Here is a 21077-nt window from a genome sequence, read left to right on the forward strand (position 1 = left end):
GGCGCGGAGCGCTTCGCGCCGCTTTTGAGATTCAAATCTGGTCGCGAAGCGACTTGAATGACGCACGGAGTTCCGAGGTGAAAAGCGCAGGCTGCTCCCAGGCTGCGAAGTGGCCGCCCTTCGGCAGGCGGTTGTAGTGGATGAGCTTCGGATAAGCCTTCTCTGCCCAGCTCTGCGGCGCCTGGTAGATTTCGTCCGGAAAGGCACTGACAGCGACCGGGATCTTGATGCCGCGGGGGTCGAAGAAGCCGCCGCTTGGATGATGGGCATTGTCCCAATAAAGACGCGCGGAAGAAATTGCCGTGTTTGTCAGCCAGTATAGGGAAACGTTGTCGAGAACGTCGTCAGGGCTCAGGCCCTCTTTTTCTCCGTCAATCGACCTGGCGATCATGCGGTAGCTGCGGATGTCGTGGTCGAGCATCCACGCCGCAAGACCGATCGGCGAGTCCACGATGCCGTAGAGTGTCTGCGGCCTGTTGTTCATCTCGATCGCGTAGCCGAGGCCATTCTTGTTGAAATCGTCGAGCTGATCCCACGCCCGCCTTTCGTCGGCGGACAAGCCTTCCGGGGGCGTTCCTGCGGCCAAGGACTTCGAAATCTCGGCCGGAACGGTGGCGGCCATGTTCGTGTGTATGCCGAGGAGGCCAGGGGGCTGCTGGACGGCCATGAGTTCAGTCACCGCGTTACCCCAGTCGCCGCCCTGGGCGACGTACTTCGTATATCCCAGACGCTCCATGAGCACGGCCCAGGCCTTCGCGATCCGCGGCGGGTTCCACCCGGTCTCCCGAGGTTTGCCGGAAAAGCCGTAGCCGGGGAGGGACGGAATGACGACATGGAAGGCTTCTGCTTCGGTGCCGCCATAGGCGGTCGGATCGGTCAGGGGCTTGATGATCTTCAGCTGCTCGATCACGGAGCCTGGCCACCCATGGGTGATGATGATTGGTAGCGCGTCTTCATGCTTCGACTTCACATGGATGAAGTGAATGTCGAGACCGTCGATCTCCGTAGTGAACTGCGGAAACGCGTTGAGGCGGGCCTCGACGTTGCGCCAGTCATGGTGTTTCCAGTGCTTCGCGAGCTTCTTTATCGTTTCGAGACGCACCCCTTGGGAGTCGTCTGCTACGTTTTCCTCGTCCGGCCAACGGGTGGCTGCCACCCGGCGATGGAGATCAATCAGCTGTTCATCGGTAGCCCTGAACTTGAACGGCTTGATCACCGGAGCCTCGGTGGCGGCAAAAGCTTGGGGAATCATCCCCACCGCGCCCGCGGTCGCGGCCGCAGCAAGAAGAGTTCGACGGGTCACCTGTGCCTGTATCTGCGACATGGTATCCTCCTGGATGTTGCTCGTTTTAGCCAGGAGGAGCGTCACATCCCTGAAGCGTTGCCACTATTGCACGATGGTATGGACGACACTTTGGTATCGGTATTCTTCCCAATGCCCGTTAACGAAATCAACGCGTCCGTTTGCGCCGACGGTGAAGACGATGCTTGGAATTGCATTCAAGCCGTCTCCGAAATCCGGTTCCAAGATCGATCCGCGCCCATCTCGATACCTGAACTTACATCATTCCGAAGCAGGAGGCCCCCCGCTGAACCTTTCGCGGCTATCACTCCGACACTTGGCGAACGTAACAACTTAGTCTATCGCGGCCAGTGCCACTTGAAGCTCCTCATCGCCAAAAGGTTTGAACAGGCACTCTACTGCGCCGTCCTTCATCAGGCGGGTTCGCAGGATCTCATCCTTGAGCGCAGTGATGAATATCGTCGGAACCGGGTTTCCCCGTCTCGTAAGCTCCTTGAACAGCTCGGGTCCGGTCATGCCGGGCATGGCAATGTCGAGTATCATTCCATCGCTGAATGCGAAGGCACCCGCATGCAGGAAGGCTTCGGCCGAGTCGAAGGTATGGACATCAAATCCGAACGAACGGAGAAGGTCTGGCAGCGCCTCTCGAACGGACTCGTCGTCATCGACCACGGAGATTTGTTTCCGCTTCGTCATCGCTCCCCCTTTCTGGGCTTTATCTTGGTGCCACCGCGCCATTCGTCTCAAGAGTTTCAGCTTGCCCGGGCGGGTGGATTGGCACGGAGAAACCGACTGTTGCTCCGTGCAAGGCATTGCTCTGCGCCCAAAGGCGACCACTGTGACTTTCAATAATCGAGCGGCTTACGGACAGCCCGATGCCCATTCCATCGGGCTTGGTTGTGTAGAAGGCGTCAAAGATCCGGTTTGTACCATCCATCCCGAAGCCGATCCCGGTATCTTCGATGATCAATCGGACCTCTGCGTCTCTGGCCTCCGTTCTGATGACGATACGGCCCGGGCGCCCTTCGACGGCTGATGTTGCCTCGATAGCGTTGCGAAGCACGTTCATGATCACCTGTTGTAGCTGTACGCGCGCACCTGCGACGGAGGGGAGTGCTGCGCCGAATTCTGATACGACCGAAACGCGAGCTCGCTGGATCTCACCGAACGCGAGGGCAATCACCTCTGTGGCGACCTCGTTCATGTCTATGGGTTCGATCAACGGCGGCTTACGACTGAAGAGTGCCCGCAACCGTACGATGACATCGGCTGCACGGTTGGCGTCGCGGATCATGCGGCGAGCTGTCTCCCTAGCCACTTCGAGGTTGGGCGGCTCGGTGTCGAGAACACGAAGACATGTGCTTGCGTTAGTCACAATTCCAGCCAGAGGCTGGTTGACTTCGTGGGCAATGGATGCGGTCAGTATCCCAAGGCTGGTTATACGTGTCACATATGAGAGTTCAGAACGGACTTTGTTTAGTGCTTCCTCCGCCTCGTGACGCTCCGTGACATCCTGAACCGCTCCGGCTAACTCTTGCTCGCCATCCTTGTTTTTTTTACTGTATGCAAGCACGCGAACATGCTTGACGGACTGATCCGTCATAACAAGCCGAATATCGTAGTCAAAGTCGCCATTTCCTGCGCGAGCAGTTTCGATCACGTTGCAAACTTTGAGCACGCTCTCAGGATCCAGTCGCGAGAGTACAGTCTGGATGGTCACGGGACTGCTCGGATCGACGTCGAATATTCTGTAGGTCTCGGCGGACCAGACAATCTCGCCAGTTTCCAGTCGCAGCGAAAAGCCGCCAGTCTTGCTTAATCGCTGTGCATCAGCCAGGAATGCTTCGCTTCGCCTAAGTTGTTCCTCCGTTCGCTTGCGATCATCGATATCGGTCAACAATCCATACCAGCGGATAATCTCACCGTCGGTATTGCGGAGCGGAAGACCTCTGAGTTGGAACCATCTCCAAACCCCGTCATGGCGCAGGAATCGGGTTTCATAATCGTATGGCTCGCCAGTCGCGATCGAACCCATGAAGCTGTCGATGCATAGCTGTAGGTCGTCTGGATGAGTGATCCCGTTGGTTGCCCAGTTGTCGAGTTCATCAATTGGACGCCGGAAGTAGTCGATTATCTGTTGGTTGCCGCCGATTAGCTTCGCATCAGGCGAGAAAATGGCAATCATTCCGGCAATGCCATCAATGATGAACCTTGATTCCCGCTCGCGCTCCGCAAGTGCCTCCTCGGCGCGCTTGCGGTCGTCGATGTCAACGTGCAAGGCGTACCAGCGGACGATTTTTCCCTCGTCGTCGATCAGCGGCGAACCCGTGACCTGGAACCAGTGATGGACCCCGTCTGCTCTTCGGAGCCGAACCTCAAGATCGTATGGTTGTCCGAGTGTTACGGCACGATCGACTGCATCGATCATCCTGGGCATATCATCGGGATGAACAACGTCCGTGCTACCCCAATCCCGAAGCTCTTCGAGCGTTCGTCCGTAGTAGCGCAGAAGCGGACCGTTTATCGCCTCTACCTCTCCACCGATGGCGATAACGCCGATGCCAGCGGGGATGCTTTCGAGGACCACTCGTGCTTCGCGCTCGCGCGCTGCTAGCTCCAGTTCCGCGCGCTTGCGATCGTCGACGTCAACCAGGAGATGAAACCATCTCAAAATCGTGCCGTCCACATCTCTCAGGGGGAGACCGAGAACATTGTGCCAGCGATACATTCCATCGTGCCGCAGATGTCGGCTTTCGACGTTGTAAAACGTCCCAGCGAGATGCGCGTTAAGTTGGTCCTCAATGGTCGCTTGGAGGTCCTCCGGATGAACAACCTCCGTCGCTTTCCAGTCCTTCAGCTCCTCCAGTGTCATGCCAAAGTATTCGAGAGCCGGATTGTTGAGAGCCTCGACATCGCCACTCGGTGTTGTTACCGCCACCGGCACCGGAATGCTGTCCACGATACGTTGAAAGTCGTTTTTGTCACGGGGACGGCTATCCACGGTAGACTCAGTAGCGATGCCGTACCATCGACGTTCGGCCGCGCCATCATCCATCGGGTTGCAGCGCAGAAGAAGCGAACGGCTAACCCCATCTGGGAGGCTGAGGGGAATCTCCATCTGGAACGGCTGGCTCTGTTCCAACATCGATCGAAGTGTCGAGTGGAATGTCGCGCCATCGGGACGCTCGATGGCGATCGGCCAGCTCCAGTCCCTGTCGCTTTGAAATTGAATGCCAACGTAATCCGCGAGGGCCCGATTGACAAAGTCGATGACGCCACCGGGGTTGATGCTGAACACCATACCCGGCAAAGTGTCGAGAACTCGAACGAGCCCCGCTTCCATGACTGTCCTTTCGAGCTCGGCTTGCTCGGACAGCGTACGTTCTCGACAATCATTCGTATATTATTCTAAGGTGTTGGATGTGGTGGCGGGCGCCGAGCAACCTGCGGCGTTAGCGCAATGCTCGATCGAGTGCGTCTTGAAGTGCAACGTCGCTGAACGGTTTGAAGAGGCAGTCTATAGCGCCGCTCTGAAGCAGCGGAATGCGCTCGCTCTCATCCTTGTGCGCGGTGATGAAGACTATGGGAATCTTCTCGCCTCGCCGGGCAAGTTCTTCCTGCAATTCCGGGCCGGACATGCCAGGCATGGCGACGTCCAGAACGAGGCAGTCGGTCTTCTTCAACCATTCGGACGCAAGGAACTCATTAGCTGACGAAAACGCACGGACGTCGAAGCCAAATATGCGGATCAGGTCGGGGAGGGCTTCTCGGACCGACTCGTCATCATCCACGACTGAAACGAGCGGCTCTTGCGTCTTCATCATGTCTTCATTTCCGGGGGCGATGGTCTGTCGACCGAGTCCTTATCGAACGGCAAAGCGAAGCCGAATATGGCGCCACCAGAAGGTCTGGGCTCCGCCCATATTTTCCCTTTGTGTGCCTCGATGATCGAGCGGCTCACCGACAGCCCTATTCCCATACCGTGCGGTTTCGTCGTGTGGAATGCGTCGAACAGCCGCTCCACGTCCGTTCCTTCGAGACCGACCCCATGGTCCTCGACCACAACTCTGACCTCGCCAAGGCCCACGACCGTGCGAACGAATATCTTCTTCTGCGTTTGGGCAGTATCGGTCATCGCATCGATCGAGTTACGAAGGAGGTTCATTATTACTTGCTGGAGTTGCACCCTGTCTCCGAGGATAAAGGGCGGCGGATCGGAAAGTTCCTCAATTAATAGAATCCTTCCTCTTTGCAGGTCGCTTGCGGCCAGCCCTATCAACTCTCGAATGGCGTCGTTGAGATCCAACCACTCGACGGTCGCCACACCCTGTTTGAACAGGTTCCTCAGTCGCAGTATGACGTCCGATGCTCGATTGCCGTCTCGGATAGTTCTTTTTGCCGTCTCGACGGCCCCAGTAATATTCGGAGGATTTGCGCACAACATACGCAGTGAAGCGCTCGCGTTCATGATTATGCCAGCCAACGGCTGATTAACTTCGTGCGCTATGGATGCTGCCATTGTGCTGAGGCTCGTCACCCTGGCCAACTGGCTCAGTTCGGAGCGCAGCTTGTCGCGACCCAGTTCTGCTATCCGCTGGGCCGAGACATCTTGGACTGCCCCTATGCACTCCATCGTGCCATCGAGGTGCCTGATTATCCGTCCAACCACCCGGACATGTTTGATTTGGCCATCGACGAACAGTCGTATCTCGTAGTCGGGATTGTCGCCTCCCTGCCGAACATCGGCCATTTTAATTGCAAGAAGCGGCAAATCCTCCTCGTAGACTCTCTGACCAATTGCGTCGAAATCGACCACGCGGCCACTTTCGAAGCCGAAGATCCGATTCAGTTCTTCCGAGAAGGCTATTTCGTCAGTCTCCACGTTCCAGGAAAACGTACCTGTTTGGCTAATTCGCTGCCCTTCGCGTAACAGGACGTCACTCCGGCGCAGTTGCTCCTCAGCGAGCTTCCTCTCGGTGATATCTGCGACCGCGCCGATGAACTCCGGATCGGCGGGATTATTGCCGATGTTTTGAAGGACGACATGGACATACTTTACAGCACCATCCGTCATCAAAAGCCGATGCTCTACATCGACATTCTCTCCGTGGTTCATCGCATTTGAGATCAGTTTTTGGATTCTGGGTAGGTCCTCGGGATGGCAGCGATCCAGCATCATCTCCACGGAGGGGGTAATCCCCACGTCCCGCCCCGCCACACGGTATGCCTCATCGGACCAGTATATGTCGTTGGTTGCTGGCCTCCACCAGACACTGCCTGTCACTGTCAGGCGCTGGGCCTGGGCCATCAGCGCCGCACTACGGCGCATTTCTTCTTCAAACCGTTTTCGGTCGTCTATGTCGGTGTTGGTCCCGTACCACCGAAAAACCGCTCCTTCGTCGCTGTAGACTGGGTTGGCCCGGAACAAAAACCACCTGTATTGCCCGTCCCATCGTCGAAGCCTCGCTTCGGTTTCACCCGGCATCCCGGAGGCGAGTAGCTCCATCCATACGCTTTGTAGCGCCCGAGAGTCGTCCGGGTGGATCGATGCAGCCCATCCCCATCCCGCCGCTTGCTCGCTCGTTATCCCGAGAAAAGTCAGGAAGTGTTCGTTGAAAAAATCGGCTCGGCCGTCGGGAAGTGTCGACCAGGCCATGACCGGCATGGCGTCCGCGATTTTACTAAGTTCGCGTTCCGCAAGGGCGCGTGTGTCGTCCCGAAAGCGGATTGCTTCCGTGATCGCAAGGGCAGCCTGACTCGCTGCGACGTGCAGGAGGATGCGGTCCTCTTCGGTGGGAAAGGAGGATACCGTCGATCCGGCAACGAGAACGCCCACTTTTCCATTCACGCCAAGCTTCTCGATCAGCACCCGCAGGTCGGATTCACCGTGCTCGACGTTGGTTTCGCGGGGCCAGACAGCTATGTTGGACCCCAGCGTCCTCACCAAGTCGCTGATGACTACGGCACCTGCGTCGACGAAGTCCGTCCTGGAACGCTCCTTGAGCACTTCGGCTTGATCGCCGCTCCCAGCAACGTTGACGACCAAGAAGTCAACGTCAAGGATCGATCTCAATGCAGCAAGCAGGGCACTGCAAATCCCGTCGACAGTCCCGCCAGTCCAAGCTGCCGGAAGAGCCGTGACACTCAGGATATCGTTCAAGCAGCGCCGAAGTCTTTCGTTCTCCGACGCGACCATGATCATGTCGGGCATGTCGTTATTCAGCAACTGCCGACTGCTCCTCTCGCCCAGAACGCCTCCCATGCAGTTCCGCTAGAAACTGCGCTGGCGGGATGTAAAATGGATTTTCCCGGAGGATTCCGCCAATCACCACGACCGGGTGCGTCCTTAAAATGTCAACGATCGTGTCGCCACCAAACCTCGTCAGATCATAGACGCAGATCACAACGTCGTCGTGCTGGTCCCATAGGTCGTTAATCCGGGATTCGAATTGAATGAGATCTTGAAGATGCTGTTGGCTTTCGGCGGCCCAATCCATGTCACAGACAATACGGCTGAGGGGAAAGCCATGCCTGTTGCCGCTCGCCATAGCCGAGAACTCTTCCACCATTCGATCTTGGTCGAAGACGCCGTTCTTCAGGTAGGCGTCGACCGTAGTTCGAACTTCAAGCTGGCCGGAGCCCTGCAAATCTTCGGTGTCGATTCCTTCGCAGCGCAAACGGGCGACGTGAGCTTCGCGCTTGTCTGCGCCGACCAAGTGGATCGCCCTATGGCCGCACAGAAAGCCATCATGGATGAAAGGGTCGAGAACCTCCGACGCGCCGCGGGTGCCGTCGAAGAACGCGCAAACATGCCGATGGCGCCCAAGTTTCACGCCAGCAAAGCGAATGTCATCGGGGCGCATCTCCATCATGCGACACCGCTTTTCAGACCTGCCGATGCTATCTGGCTATAACCTTTTTCCATCCGCACGTCATTCCGAGCCCATGCAGTAGACGCTGCATGAAGAGCATTCTGTCGTCTATTGTCCAATGGTATTGGGTAGAGACTTGTTGCGGCAGCTGGCTTTGCAGCGGCTTGTGCTGCAAGCATAAGGCCGAAGACATCACTGGAGCTTGGCTATGGATCGCATTGATGCGATGAAGGTCTTTGTCACTGCCGTGGAGGAGGGGAGCCTAGCCGCTGCCGCCAGGAAGTTGAAGCGTTCGCCCACTGCGATTAGCCGGGCGCTCGGTCCTCTCGAAGAGCGCGTGGGTGTCGAACTTCTCCACGCACGACGCGAAGACTGAAGCTCAGCGAGGCGGGGCAGCGTTACGTGGAAGTGTGCCGCAGGGTTCTCGTGGACCTCGAAGAAGCAGATATCATTGCCGGAGGCGAGCGGTTGTCGCCACGCGGCGTGCTGACAATCTCGGCGCCTCCCATCCTCGGGGAGGAGGTGCTTCGGCCGATTCTCGACAAGTTCCTGAAACAGCATTCCAGTGTGTCCGTCCGACTGTTGATGTTCGACCGATTTGTCAATCTGATCGACGAGGGGGTTGATATTGCGCTCCGGATAGGCAACCTCACGGACTCAACGCATATTACAACCCGGATCGGCGGCGACGTCCGACGTGTCGTTGTAGCGTCACCTGACTATCTCGCAAATCGTAATGCAATTCGAGAACCAGGTGATCTCCTGCAGCACGACATTATCGCATTCTCGAATTTTGGGATCGATTCCTGGGCCTTCAACCCCGTCGGCGAAGGTACAATCCCCAGAACCGTGCATTTTTCACCGAGGTATGTCGTGAATAGCGTGCGTGCGGCCGCGGCGTAGGCCGCTGGGGGATGGGCATAACGCGACTCTATTCATATCACAATTCATATCACATCGCTGAACTTGTCCGAGATGGAGCCTTGACGATAATACTCTCGGAGTATGAGCCGTCAGCGCTTCCCGTCCACCTTCTGACACCGCAGGCAAGAATTTCCGTACCGAAGGTTCGGGCCTTCATCGATTTTGCAGGTCCGAAACTAAAGGCAGCGCTTGCGAAGATTGCGGCACAGTCAGGGGCCTTAGCGCAATTATGCCGAACATCGGTTGATTGTCGTTTTTGCGGTGACAATTCTCCCGAACACCGACTGCATCTAAATCTAACCCATCGACGCCGAGAGCGTAGGCACGGCCAGAAAAGCGGCCGAGTACTTGGAAAGGATGCGGATTATGAGCAGTCAACAAAAGGTCACCATTATCATTGGTGCCTCCCAAGGCATTAGCGAAGGCTTGGTAAAGGCATATCGCGAGCGCGGCTACAACATCGTCGCCACATCCCGCTCGTAGGTATCAGGTCGGCAGCTCTGAGCCGGACTGCTCTGCGATCATGTACTGCGAGTACCAATCTGGCCAGTTCTCGTCGTGGTTCCCGCCAGTTCGCTGCTCATGTTCGCCATGAGCGGCGGCGGCACGGCGAAGTGCGCTCGCGAGATCAGCAGACGAGACGTAGGCAGCCCCCTTTGCGTCTATACGGCCGGGAAGACGGTTCGTGACTTCCTGGAATATCCAGCCGTTCCCGTCCGGATCACTGAATGAGGCAAAGGAACCGTAGCTGGCACGTGACGGGTGCAGGCCAGGGAGGCGGTTTTCCGTTTCGCGACGGTGAAACACACCGCCAGCGTCATGGAAGACGCCGCTCATTTCGGCGCCGCGGGAGGCAAGCGCCGCATGCGCCAACTCGATGTCGGATACGATCAGGTGAAGTCCCTGAGCCGAGCCAGGCTGTGCGGACGTGATCCTGGATCCGAAGATGACGGAGCAGGGCGATCCGGGTGGCGTCACCTGAACCACCCGGAAGCCGTCGCTACCGGAAACGTCCGCATCTAGCCGCCAACCGAGACCCGTATAGAAGGACTTGGCGCGGTCGACGTCGGAGACTGGAATAACGACTACCTCGAGCTTCATGTCGAGATCACTCGCTGCCTCGATCGTTGGCATGATGCTTTCCTGAATGGTCATGTTGCTCTCCCTCGGTTGCTTCGTGGCGCGGGAGACGATGAGCCTGCGGTTGACGCATGTCCATTATCCGATGGTGTCGGCTTCTGGACGAGTTCAGCCGATCCATAGGTATTGCCGATACCATGGTGCAATAGCGCCTGAGCGGCGACCGGCGAACCCTAGACGCAGCTGATAGCTGTGAAAACAACGGAGCACGTCATGTCCGAAAATGTTGAAGCCAATTCCATTTCTCTCGCGCCGACCCGGCGGGAACTTCTCGCTGCTACTGCGGCGACAGCCGCACTCAGCCTTCTGCCGGGGCACCTTAGAGCCGCGGTTTCTGGAGACGCGATTCGGCCCTTCAAAGCGGCCATTCCGCAGAAGGATGTTGATGAGCTGCGTCGTCGCGTTCGTGCAGCTCGCTGGCCCGGAATGGAAACCGTCTCTGATCGTTCGCAGGGCGCGCAGCTCAAGAAGTTCAAGCCGCTCGTAGAATACTGGGGCACGGACTACGACTGGCGCAAAGGCGAGAAAAAGCTAAATACGTTTCCGCAGTTCATGACCAAGATCGACGGGCTCGACATTCATTTCATCCATGTCAAGTCGAAGCACGAGAACGCGCTGCCTCTGATTATGACACACGGTTGGCCGGGCTCGGTCCTTGAACTGATCAAGACGATCGGACCGCTGACGGATCCGACCGCACACGGCGGCGCATCGGAGGACGCGTTCCACGTCGTCATGCCGTCGATGCCGGGATACGGTTTCTCGGAAATTCCCTCGGAAACCGGGTGGGGTCCCGATCGTATCGGCCGGGCATGGCACGTGCTGATGACGCGCCTCGGCTATGACCGCTACGTGTCCCAAGGTGGTGACTGGGGCGCCGTCATTTCCGATGCGATGGCCCGGCAGGCCCCGGCGGGACTGCTCGGCATCCATACCAGTATGCCTGCTACTGTGCCTCCAGATATCGCCAAGGCGCTGACCAATGGCGAACCCGCTCCGGCGGGGCTGTCTACCGAGGAGAAGATCGCCTACGAACAGATGAACGCGCTCTACACCAAGGGTGCGGGATACGCCTGGATGATGGTCACCCGTCCCCAGACCCTCGGCTATGCCTTGACGGACTCTCCGGTCGGCCTGGCCGCATGGTACTACGACAAGTTCGCCGACTGGACCTACAGTGGCGGCGATCCGGAGAAATCGCTCACGCGCGACGAGATGCTGGACGACATCTCCCTATACTGGTTCACCGGAACCGCCACTTCGAGCGCGCGGCTCTATTGGGAGAACAATGCCAACAACTTCAACGCGGTTGATATCAAGATCCCGGCCGCCATCACCGTCTTTCCGGGCGAGATCTACCAGGCCCCGAGGAGCTGGAGCGAGAAGGCCTACCACAACCTCATCTACTACAACAAAGTCGACAAGGGCGGTCATTTCGCCGCGTGGGAAGAGCCGGACCTTTTCAGCTCCGAACTGCGGGCTGCGTTCAAGTCACTCCGCTCGGTGTAGCAGCACGGCCCCACGAGCCTCGGAGCGGGATCCGGCCAACCCGGATCCCGTCGCAACATATCCTCAAACATCAGGAGACCTGAAATGACCATCATTGGAAAAGGAACGGCGCTCATCACTGGTGCGTCGTCTGGCCTCGGAGCAATTTACGCCGACCGCCTCGCAAGTCGTGGCTATGATCTCGTGCTGGTGGCGCGAAATCAGGATGCCCTCAGCAGGGTCGCGAAGGACCTTTCGAGCTCGACCGGACGCAACGTGACCACAATCCGCGCCGACCTTGCGCAGCGGGATGATTTGCTGAAGGTCGAAGGGATTCTGCGGAGCGATCCTACGATAACGATGCTCGTCAACAATGCAGGTGTCGGCGCCGTCGAACCTCTCCTGAAGTCCGACGTTGAGGCAATGGAACGGATGATCAAGGTCAATGTCACGGCACTGACGCGCCTCGTATACGCGGCGGCACCATCGTTTGCCGCTCGCGACAACGGAACCATCATCAACATGGCATCGGCGCTCGGGATCGCGCCCGAAATTCTCAACGGCGTCTACGGGGCAACCAAGGCATTCGTGATCGCTTTGACCTTCTCTCTGCAGAAGGAGTTCGCGGACAAGAACATCAGGATCCAGGCTGTGCTTCCTGGCGCCGTGGAGACGCCTTTCTGGGATGCCTCGGGCGGGTCGTTGGATCGGCTCCCGACCGACATCGTCATGAAACCCGAGGATACTGTCGATGCAGCATTGGCCGGGCTGGACATGGGTGAGCTTATCACGTTGCCGTCGGTGCCCGACGAAAATGACTGGAACGCTTACGAGGCGGCCCGGCAGAAACTGATGCCGAACCTGTCTCGCAGTATTCCCGCTTCGCGCTACCACGTCCCCGCTGCGGCGCACTAGCGGCGGTCAGAAAATGGGCTGCCGTGGTGCGAGCTAACCCACGACGCGGCAGCCGCACTGGCGATAACATTTGAGGGGTGACGAGGATGACCGACCGAGATCCTTGGCAGAGCTTTCCCCGTGAGCGACTGATGAAAGGTCCAACGCCAATCCAGCGCTTGGCGCGTCTCGAAGAAGTTCTGGGCGAACGGAGTAGGGGCGTATCGATCTGGGCCAAAAGAGATGATCTCATGGAACTCGGCGGCGGCGGCAACAAGCTCCGCAAGCTTGAATTCCTCCTCGGGCAGGCGAAAGCGGAGGGATGTGACACCCTCGTCGTAACGGGAGGAGTTCAATCCAACTTCGCACGGTTGGCCGCCGCAGCGTGCGCCAGGTCGGGGCTCGCCTGCGAGCTCGTTCTTGCCCAGATGGTACCTCGGACGACCGAAATTTATCAGGCCAACGGCAATGTGCTTCTCGACCATCTGTTTGGCGCCAGCGTTCATATACTGGACCCGGGTGACGATGTTGGCGCGTATGCGAGGCGTCGGGTCGATGAGATCGCCGAAACTCGCAGGAAAGCTCTTCTAGTGCCTCTCGGCGGCTCAACGACAATCGGTTGCCTCGGTTACGTGGATTGCGCTTTCGAACTCGCCCGGCAATCGGCTGAAACGGGTGTCGCGTTCGAGCAGATCATCATCCCCAACGGCAGCGGCGGCATGCATGCGGGTTTGGCTGCTGGCGTGGTCGTTGCGGGGTCTCACCCTTCTCGAATCGCCGCATACACCGTGCTCTCGCCTGCAGACAAGTGTCTCCCCGCAACGGCGGACAAGGTCAACGCGGTTCTTGAGCGACTGGCCAGCGACGCTCGCGTGACCGCGGACGATCTCCGGATAAGCAGTGCTCAACTGGGCGAAGGATACGGCATGCCGACTTCCGGCATGATCGCCGCGGTCGAACTTCTCGCGAGATCAGAAGGGCTTCTCGTCGATCCGGTTTATGGCGGCAAGGCTTTGGCAGGGTTGCTGTCCGACGTTGAAAGTGGAGCAATCGCACCGCAGTCTAACGTGCTCTTCATCATGACCGGGGGTTCGCCCGGACTTTATGCATACGCCGACGTTCTCACTTCCAAGTAGTTCTGACCTGATCCAAAAACCAGGCAAAGAGGTTACCATGTCAAAGAAGCCTAAAATCGCGCTCATAATCGGCTCCACCCGTCCGACACGGTTCGCGGACAAGCCTGCCCAGTGGATGCTGAAGCAGGCCAAGAAACGCAGCGATATCGATATCGAAGTCGTCGATCTGCGCGATCATCCGCTGCCGTTCTTCGATGAAGTGGCGTCGAACGCATGGGCGCCCAGCAAGAGCGCCGATGCTATTCGGTGGCAGGGAACCGTACGCGGCTACGACGGGTACATATTCGTCGTTTCCGAATACAATCATTCGATTACCGGGGTCCTGAAGAATGCGCTCGACCAGGCTTACATCGAGTGGGGACGCAAGCCGTTCACTGCAATCGCGTACGGAAGCATGGGCGGTTCGCGCGCACTCGAACATCTCCGCGGAATCGGTGTGGAGCTGCAGATGGTTTCGACCCATGCCGCCGTTCACATCGGCGCCGGCGATTTCTTTGCTACTTCACCGCTCGGCGGCAATAAGCCGATCGAAGAAATCGAGGCCAACCTCTTGCCGTCGGCCAACACCGCGCTCGACGAGTTGGCCTGGTGGGCGAAGGCCACGATGGCCGCGAAGGCTTCCCAACAGTAACCAGCAGGAACCATCGAGCGTCAAGGAAATGCAAGTTTCGTTGACGCTTTCGATTCTCGGTCAGCCTTGTAGCCGTCAGAAGCTTTGCCGTTCGTGGCGATTGCATACTCTTGCTCTTGCTGCAGGTCCTCGGCCGGAGAAGATTACGGGCGGCGCAGACACCACGATTCGGTGTCGTCGACGCCGCGGACCCGGCGGTGACCTGTCGAGGGTTCAGTTTCCGTTTGGACGTCTGTGCAACCGTTGAATTCGAACGAGCGCAGAAGCATTGATGGTTAGCCCCAGACGCCATAAAGCAGATAGAAGGCATACGCACGAGATTTGGCGCCGATCAGAATTTCATCAAACTAATGAGTAATCAGGACAAGCACCGACTGCTCCTTCCCGTTTCTGTCAGGCAAGTGCCAATGAGGCTGCAAATCACGTGGCCGAAAGCACGGCCTCGATCGATGATGACATCGCTGGCGCTGTGGAGGTCTGGACACGAGAGATCAAAAACCGCGATCAGCTTGCCATGCCTCACATGCTGGAACTGGGAGTTGGTGTTATTGTCGAGAGCGAGGCGATGCCGGTTCCGTGGAAAGATATTGAGCGGGTCAGCCTCTCCGTCTGGAGGGCGTTTATGGCTCTCATAGAGCGCTCTTCGTTGGCGCAATAATCTCGCACGACGTATCCGGTGGCTCCTTCGAGGTCGTTTGCATCCGCCAGGCTCGAACCTATTGACTGGCGTCTATTGAGCAGCGCTTGGGCACCATGGTGCATCTGATGGTTTCAATTCCGGCCATTCCATTCCTGGCGCGGCCGTCCAGCTGAAGCGAAGGTGACATGATGGCGAACGTCGGCACCCACGCAACCCTGCCGGGCTCATGCGCGGGTGCCGGTTGGCCTACTTTTCGGCCAAGGTTCCGGTGTAGTGCCCCAGACGGGCTTCGATGTCCGTGTTCGTCTGCAGCCCCATCTCCATCAGGCGGCCGATATTCTTCTGGGCAACCGGGCGCTGAACAGAGGAAATGAAGGCGTCCCATCCAGCGCCGATTTCCGGGTCGCCGGGAAGGCTGGCGAAATCAACTAGGCGCTTGGTGTCGGCGATCGCCTGCCTGTCGAAACCGGAGATGCGGGTGGCGAGTGCGTCGACGAAATGATCGAGCTTATCGTCATCGAATGAACGGTTGACGTAGCCGTACCTCTCGGCGAGATCGCCATCGACGTCGTCGGAGCCGAGAAGAACCTCGAGCGCGCGCCCGCGTCCCATCAGCCTCGGCAGACGAGCCATAGGCCCGCCGCCCGGTACGAAACCTGCGCCAACTTCCCACTGAGAGAGGATCGCTTTCTCGCGGCTGGCGAAACGCATGTCACTCGCCAGGGCGAGCTCGCTGCCGACGCCTGTGGCTCTACCGCGGATGAGTGCGATTGAGACGATCGGTGCCTTGCTGATGCGGACGAGCATGTCGGGCAGGGGATGCAGGCCAGTCTGCCCCGCAGGGAGGCTGGTCGACTCGGCGAAAGGCGGCGTGAAGTTGTAGTGTGTCAGGAAGAAGCCGGGGACAGCACTGTCGAAAACGACCACCCGGAGCTTGGGATCCGCCTCGATTTCAGCGACCACCTTTTCCATCTGCGGGATCGTTTCCGGGCCGAAGATGTTGAAGGGCGGGTTATCGAAGGTCACGCGCCAGTAGGCGGGCGTGCGCTTCTCGACACGGATCTGCGGCCGTTCGCTGCCGGGTGTGGCTGTGATGTCTCCAGGCTTACTGCGCGTCTCGGCGACCATGGTCTCGCCGGAAAGCGCCAGCTCTGGGAGCATGAGCAGGGCGGCGGCAGTCAGGAATTTCGACGACATCGCGATCCCAATGGATCGATTTGAGTTCGGTTTCATTGCGGTCTCCATTGCTGTTGAGGGGATTGCTATCGGGCGATGTCGAGAACGAGCTCGACCTCGAGCGGCATCCCCAGCGGAATACTGGAGACGCCGAGCACGATGCGCGGCGGAAGGCGCATGTGGCCGAAGACCGAAAGCAGCAGCTCGGAAGCTCCGTCTGCGACCTTGGGGTGTTCGCGAAAGTCGTCTGGGGCGGCTATGTACACGCCCAGCTTCGCCACGGTGCGTATGCGATCAAGGGATCCGAGATGCGCTCGCGCGGCCGCCAACCCACTCAGGCACGCGGTCCTCGCGGCGTCGTAACCTTCGGCAACGGACAGCTCCCTGCCAACCCGTCCAATGTACTGTGGCGCGTGTCCGACGACGGGGAGCATGCCACTCAGGAAGAGAAGGCAGCCGACCTGAACAGCTTCGACATACGCCCCGAACGGAGTCGGCGGCGGTGGCAGTGCCAGTGAGGTCTCCAGGATTCGCGCCTCAGCGCTCACCGTTACCATTTGCCGAGATGTGCGCCGTTGTCGACGTGCAGCACCTCCCCAGTGATATTGGACGCTTCCGTGAGATAGATCACGCCGTCCACGATTTCCTGCACCGCCGTGATGGTGCCCATCGGCGACAAGGATCGAAGATAGTCCCGTGAACCCGTAGCATGGAGCGGTGTGTCAACAACACCAGGCGAAACCGCGTTTACTCGGATGTTGTCGCTGGCGAACTCCAGCGCCAGGCTCTTGGTGATCGCATTCAGCCCGCCCTTGGTAATTATCGGCAGGGATGCCTTGACGCCAGCGATCGGATGGTCGGTCAGCGACGACGTAATCGTGACGACGCTTCCACCGGATTTCTGCCGAAGCATCTGTCTGACAGCGTGTTTCGTGAAATGGAAGAAGCCTTCGAGATTTGTTGCCGAGAGGCGCCGGAAGTCCTCGATCGTGTATTCGAGAAATGGCTTGGTGAAGAAAACGCCTGCGTTATTCACGAGGGCGTCGATGGAGCCGAACTGTTCGACAGCTACCTGAGAGACGCGCTCCGCCGTCTTGGGATCGCCAACGTCGCCATCGATAAGCTCAAGCCTTCCCGCACGATCGAACGATGTCGCCTCACTGATCCGCCGAGACGTCGCGACGACGCTCCAGCCTTTGTCCAGGAACGTCTTCACGAGCCCGGCGCCGATGCCCTGTGATGCACCGGTAATCACAACCGTCTTGTGCACACTCATTTTGTGCTACCTCCATTTTTTCTTTTCCGAGCGACAGCGGCCGACGAACGGGCGCCGGAGTATCGCAGCTGTCAAATTTCAGGGGCTGCCCCTTGGGACACTGGTGGCGACTTTCGCGCCAAAGAATGTGCAGACGCTATTGTACGAAGGTGTCTCCGATACCTTTGGATTGGTTAGGGCTGTTGGAGGACACCAAGGTCCAATAGACCGCTATTGCCTATTCAAATAATTCTTGGAGCGCAGCGCATCGAACGGAGCCTTAAATGAGAACGTGGCATGATCGCCGGATCCTCGACCTTCTGGAAATCGAGCTTCCCGTCATACAGGCGCCGATGGCAGGAGCGACGACGGCAGAAATGGTGATTGCCGCTTCTGAAGCTGGCGGCTTAGGTTCGTTGCCGAGCGCGCAGTATTCGGCTCAGAAACTACATGAGGCGCTCACGCAGATCACTGCGAGAACAGCCAAGTCAATCAATGTGAATTTCTTCAGCCACGTGACGCCCGAGGCCGATCCTGTTGGTCAGATGAAGTGGCGAGCACTCTTGGCGCCGTATTTCGTCGAACTTGGCCTTGACCCCGCTGCCCCGATCAGCGGCCCCGGACGTGCGCCCTTCGGCAACGAGTTCTGCGAGGTCGTCGAAGAGTTCCGCCCCAAGGTGGTGAGCTTCCATTTCGGTCTTCCCGATCGAAGACTCGTTGATAGGGTAAAGGCCGCGGAGGCCAAAGTGCTATCGTCCGCGACGACCGTCGCGGAGGCCGTCTGGCTCGAGGCACATGGTGTTGATGCAGTGATCGCAATGGGTTTCGAGGCTGGCGGGCATCGCGGAAACTTTCTTACGCAGGACATGACAACCCAAGTAGGAACGATGGCGCTCGTTCCGCAGGTCGTGGACGCGGTTAAGGTTCCGGTCATTGCTGCCGGGGGAATCGCAGATGGCCGCGGAGTTGCGGCGGCGTTAATGCTTGGAGCGTCAGCGGTGCAGATCGGTTCTGCTTACCTTATAACTCCAGAGGCCAAAATTCCGGATCTGCACGCCGATGCTCTGGGTCGTGCCGGCGACGCCAGTACCGCCATCACCAATGTCTTTACAGGAAGGCCCGCGAGAGGCGTCGTGAACCGACTGATGCGAGAACTGGGTCCGCTTTCGGACGTGGCGCCCGCCTTTCCGACCGCCGGAGTGGCGCTCGCCGCGATCCGCGCGAGGGCGGAGGAGGAGGGACGCGATGACTTCACCAACCTCTGGGCGGGGCAGGCCCTTGGTTTGGCGAAGTGGCTTCCCTCAGCGGAACTTACCGTGAAGTTGTTCGAGGACGCAATGGCAGCCCTGGAGGCGGGTTTGGCGATCAGGCGACTGTAGCCGTGCGCGGCAAACTGCCCCCCGCAGCGCGTCGTACGGCATAGACGCCAAACCTGCGGAGCCTTTCAAGGAGCTCCCTACAAGTCACATCAATTTAACAATCAGACCGTCTAACGCCGGAGGAATCCGCATGTCGCGACGAGTGGCCGATCAACTCACAATCGTTCTCGCAGGATCCGCTTCTCTCGCAATCGCGATGGGTGTTGGTCGTTTTGCATTCACCCCGATTTTGCCGATGATGCTGCACGATGGAACGGTCGATCTCGCTTTTGCAGGAAGGCTCGCAACAGCAAACTACGTCGGCTATCTCGTCGGGGCGCTGGCGGCGATGCTTATACCCAAGGCGTGGTCGCAGACGGCGATCATCAAATCCGCTCTCGTCCTCACCATTGTGCTGACTGCACTGATGGCGCTTCCGCTTCCGTCGACATGGATAGGACTGAGATTTCTCGCAGGTGTCGCGTCGGCGATCGGCTTCGTGTTTACGTCGGGCTGGTGCTTGGCGGAGCTCTCCGGGGCACCCGGCTCGATCGGCAGTGCAATCTTCACCGGGCCGGGAGCTGGGATTGCGATATCGGGTCTGGCGGCCAGCGCTATGACAACATTGAGTTTCACTGGGCAGTGGGGCTGGACGGCATTTGCCGTCATGTCGGCGGTGATAAGCGCAGTTATCTGGCGTGTCTTTCGAAAGTCCGGCAGAGACGTGGAGCCATTTTATGTCGGCAGCGCGGGGAGTTCGGGTCGGGTCCCGCGAACCGAAATGCCTGTGTTCGCAGTCGCCTACGGGCTCGCTGGTTTCGGCTACATCGTGACTGCGACATACCTGCCTGTTATCGCGAAGAACGCAATACCGGATTCCCCTTTGCTCACGGTCTTCTGGCCGCTGTTCGGCGTTTCAGCCGTAGTGGGTTCACTTCTGGCATCGCGTGTGCGGAAGAACGCCGACGCTCGACTGTACCTCGTCGGTTCGTATCTCGTGCAGGCGGCAGGCGTAGCAGTGTCTGTCGTTTGGGAGGACGCAGTCGGTCTTGCCCTAAGCAGCATTCTGTTCCGTGTCCCGTTCACCGCGATCAGCTACTTTGCCATGAACGAGGTCAGAAGGATCCGATCAAGTCATCACGCCCGCTACATGGGGCTGCTGACGGCGATGTTCGCAGTCGGCCAGATCTTGGGGCCGCCAGTCGTAGGCGCAATATTTGCCCGCCAGCGAAACTCCGAGGGTGCGTTTGCTCTCGCCCTAGGCATTGCAAGCATAACGTTGGTCGTAGGGGCCGTGATGCTGGTGGCGATGATCGTGATGTTCCCGGCCAGGGTTCATCACAGGCCTCAGGATCGCTAGTGGATCTCTCGACCGTCGTCGATCCTGAGCTTTGCCGCCATATTCACGAGATCCGGTAGGGACCGGGCGCTCATTTTTCGCATAACCTGGCCGCGGTGCGCCTTGACTGTGATCTCGCTGATATCGAGCTCGAACGCGACCTGCTTGTTCAATAGACCCTTCACCACCCCCGACATGACCTCACGTTCCCGCGGGGTCAGGGCATCGTAGCACACTTGAAGGCGCATCAGCTCTTCCTCATCGCGAATGAGTGCCTCGCTCTTTGAGAGAGCTGACTGTATAGCGGCAAGGAGTGCCTCCGCGTCGATCGGTTTCGTCAGGAAATCGAGAGCGCCACCCTTCAGAGCCTTTACGGTCATGGGGACATCGCCGAAGCCCGACACAAATATAATCGGGGTTCGATTGCCGCTCTTCGTGATCAAGGACTGGAGATCCAGGCCATTGAGCCCGGGCATGTTCACATCCAAAACGAGGCAGCTCGGTCCTGCATTTGGTGTGGCGCTCAGAAATGCCTGAGCAGAATCAAAAAGAATTGGCCGCCACCCTGCCGACCCGATCAAGAGTTCCAGAGATTCCCGCACAGAAATGTCGTCGTCAACCACAAACACCGTCGATCCACTCAGAGCGTTCAGAGGCGCGGTAGTCGCATGATTCATCGCCGAGGTCATCCGGTACATGTGCTGCCTCCTTAAGTGGGCGCAAGCTCATCGAGTGCAAACACTATATCATGTGTGGGCGCGGGCACTATTGCCCTGATCGATATCCCGCTGCCCCTCGACGCAGAGCATGCGAGTTTCCTGGCGAAAATCCATTGTACGATGGTATCGACATCCGTTTTCGACCTGTTTCCACGACACCATCGTACAATGGCATACGCCCCGTCACTTGAGCATGCTCATG

At 58.4% G+C, this 21077-nt stretch carries 18 protein-coding genes and 2 pseudogenes; 9 read left to right on the top strand and 11 right to left on the bottom strand.

What is annotated here, in order from left to right:
- Positions 1-31: 31 nt before the first annotated feature.
- The 6 genes from ASD03_RS20630 to ASD03_RS20655 form a co-directional block, all read right to left on the bottom strand.
- A complete protein-coding gene (locus ASD03_RS20630) occupies positions 32-1324 on the bottom strand; it encodes an epoxide hydrolase family protein (RefSeq protein ID WP_057215893.1) in 1293 nt (430 codons plus the stop codon).
- A gap of 312 nt (positions 1325-1636) precedes the next feature.
- Positions 1637-1999 carry a response regulator gene (locus tag ASD03_RS20635; RefSeq protein ID WP_057216095.1) on the bottom strand — a complete coding sequence of 121 codons (363 nt, stop codon included), beginning with the start codon at positions 1997-1999 and terminating at the stop codon, positions 1637-1639.
- A 19-nt stretch (positions 2000-2018) separates the two neighbouring features.
- The gene (locus tag ASD03_RS20640) at positions 2019-4646 is read right to left on the bottom strand and encodes a PAS domain-containing protein (RefSeq protein WP_057215896.1); all 2628 of its coding nucleotides are present in this window, start codon (positions 4644-4646) and stop codon (positions 2019-2021) included.
- A gap of 109 nt (positions 4647-4755) precedes the next feature.
- Positions 4756-5124 (bottom strand): response regulator, encoded by a 369-nt coding sequence (locus tag ASD03_RS20645; protein ID WP_057216098.1) that lies wholly within the window; start codon positions 5122-5124, stop codon positions 4756-4758.
- A complete protein-coding gene (locus ASD03_RS20650; protein ID WP_057215900.1) occupies positions 5124-7514 on the bottom strand; it encodes a PAS domain-containing protein in 2391 nt (796 codons plus the stop codon). Before ASD03_RS20650 ends, ASD03_RS20645 begins: the two co-directional genes overlap by 1 nt.
- Before the next feature lie 4 nt (positions 7515-7518).
- On the bottom strand, positions 7519-8175 hold the full coding sequence (locus ASD03_RS20655) for an MEDS domain-containing protein (protein WP_082557370.1): 657 nt from the start codon (positions 8173-8175) through the stop codon (positions 7519-7521).
- A 208-nt stretch (positions 8176-8383) separates the two neighbouring features.
- Between ASD03_RS20655 and ASD03_RS20660 the strand changes: the two are divergent.
- Together ASD03_RS20660 and ASD03_RS39185 are read left to right on the top strand one after the other, a co-directional pair.
- Positions 8384-9320, top strand: a pseudogene (locus ASD03_RS20660) (LysR family transcriptional regulator); the annotation flags it as partial.
- A gap of 145 nt (positions 9321-9465) precedes the next feature.
- A pseudogene (locus ASD03_RS39185) lies at positions 9466-9579 on the top strand (3-oxoacyl-ACP reductase); the annotation flags it as partial.
- Positions 9580-9585: 6 nt separating this feature from the next.
- On the opposite strand, the gene ASD03_RS20665 reads toward ASD03_RS39185, so the two are convergent.
- The gene (locus ASD03_RS20665) at positions 9586-10254 is read right to left on the bottom strand and encodes a VOC family protein (RefSeq protein WP_057215903.1); all 669 of its coding nucleotides are present in this window, start codon (positions 10252-10254) and stop codon (positions 9586-9588) included.
- A gap of 198 nt (positions 10255-10452) precedes the next feature.
- On the opposite strand from ASD03_RS20665, the gene ASD03_RS20670 reads away from it, so the two are divergent.
- From ASD03_RS20670 to ASD03_RS39740, 5 genes are all read left to right on the top strand, one after another.
- Positions 10453-11748, top strand: coding sequence for an epoxide hydrolase (locus tag ASD03_RS20670; protein ID WP_057215906.1), 1296 nt, complete (start codon positions 10453-10455; stop codon positions 11746-11748).
- Positions 11749-11832: 84 nt separating this feature from the next.
- Positions 11833-12642, top strand: coding sequence for an SDR family oxidoreductase (locus ASD03_RS20675; protein ID WP_057215909.1), 810 nt, complete (start codon positions 11833-11835; stop codon positions 12640-12642).
- A gap of 86 nt (positions 12643-12728) precedes the next feature.
- Positions 12729-13757, top strand: coding sequence for a D-cysteine desulfhydrase family protein (locus tag ASD03_RS20680; RefSeq protein ID WP_057215912.1), 1029 nt, complete (start codon positions 12729-12731; stop codon positions 13755-13757).
- A 37-nt stretch (positions 13758-13794) separates the two neighbouring features.
- Positions 13795-14388, top strand: a complete 594-nt coding sequence (locus ASD03_RS20685; RefSeq protein WP_057215915.1) for an NADPH-dependent FMN reductase — start codon at positions 13795-13797, stop codon at positions 14386-14388.
- A gap of 424 nt (positions 14389-14812) precedes the next feature.
- Positions 14813-15046: a hypothetical protein gene (locus tag ASD03_RS39740; RefSeq protein WP_057215918.1), complete on the top strand. Its 234-nt coding sequence runs from the start codon at positions 14813-14815 to the stop codon at positions 15044-15046.
- 228 nt (positions 15047-15274) lie between these two features.
- Here the strand turns inward: ASD03_RS39740 and ASD03_RS20695 are convergent, their stop codons facing one another.
- Genes ASD03_RS20695 through ASD03_RS20705 form a run of 3 tightly spaced genes read right to left on the bottom strand, consistent with a single transcriptional unit; the run spans position 15275 to position 17480 of the window.
- The gene (locus ASD03_RS20695; protein ID WP_057215922.1) at positions 15275-16261 is read right to left on the bottom strand and encodes an enoyl-CoA hydratase/isomerase family protein; all 987 of its coding nucleotides are present in this window, start codon (positions 16259-16261) and stop codon (positions 15275-15277) included.
- A 29-nt stretch (positions 16262-16290) separates the two neighbouring features.
- On the bottom strand, positions 16291-16761 hold the full coding sequence (locus ASD03_RS20700) for a RidA family protein (protein ID WP_057215925.1): 471 nt from the start codon (positions 16759-16761) through the stop codon (positions 16291-16293).
- Positions 16755-17480: an SDR family oxidoreductase gene (locus tag ASD03_RS20705; protein WP_057215928.1), complete on the bottom strand. Its 726-nt coding sequence runs from the start codon at positions 17478-17480 to the stop codon at positions 16755-16757. The genes ASD03_RS20700 and ASD03_RS20705 overlap by 7 nt, the downstream gene beginning before the upstream one ends.
- A 263-nt stretch (positions 17481-17743) precedes the next feature.
- Here ASD03_RS20705 and ASD03_RS20710 point away from each other — a divergent pair, with 263 nt between their 5' ends.
- Positions 17744-18838: a nitronate monooxygenase family protein gene (locus tag ASD03_RS20710; RefSeq protein WP_057215931.1), complete on the top strand. Its 1095-nt coding sequence runs from the start codon at positions 17744-17746 to the stop codon at positions 18836-18838.
- Between the two features lie 142 nt (positions 18839-18980).
- Positions 18981-20177, top strand: coding sequence for a YbfB/YjiJ family MFS transporter (locus ASD03_RS20715; RefSeq protein WP_244494675.1), 1197 nt, complete (start codon positions 18981-18983; stop codon positions 20175-20177).
- Here ASD03_RS20715 and ASD03_RS20720 read toward each other — a convergent pair.
- Complete coding sequence (locus ASD03_RS20720) at positions 20174-20854, bottom strand: response regulator (protein ID WP_057215938.1); 681 nt, start codon at positions 20852-20854, stop codon at positions 20174-20176. The genes ASD03_RS20715 and ASD03_RS20720 overlap by 4 nt on opposite strands.
- Positions 20855-21077: the final 223 nt, after the last annotated feature.

This window comes from Ensifer sp. Root127, assembly GCF_001425225.1.
GTDB lineage: Bacteria > Pseudomonadota > Alphaproteobacteria > Rhizobiales > Rhizobiaceae > Ensifer > Ensifer canadensis.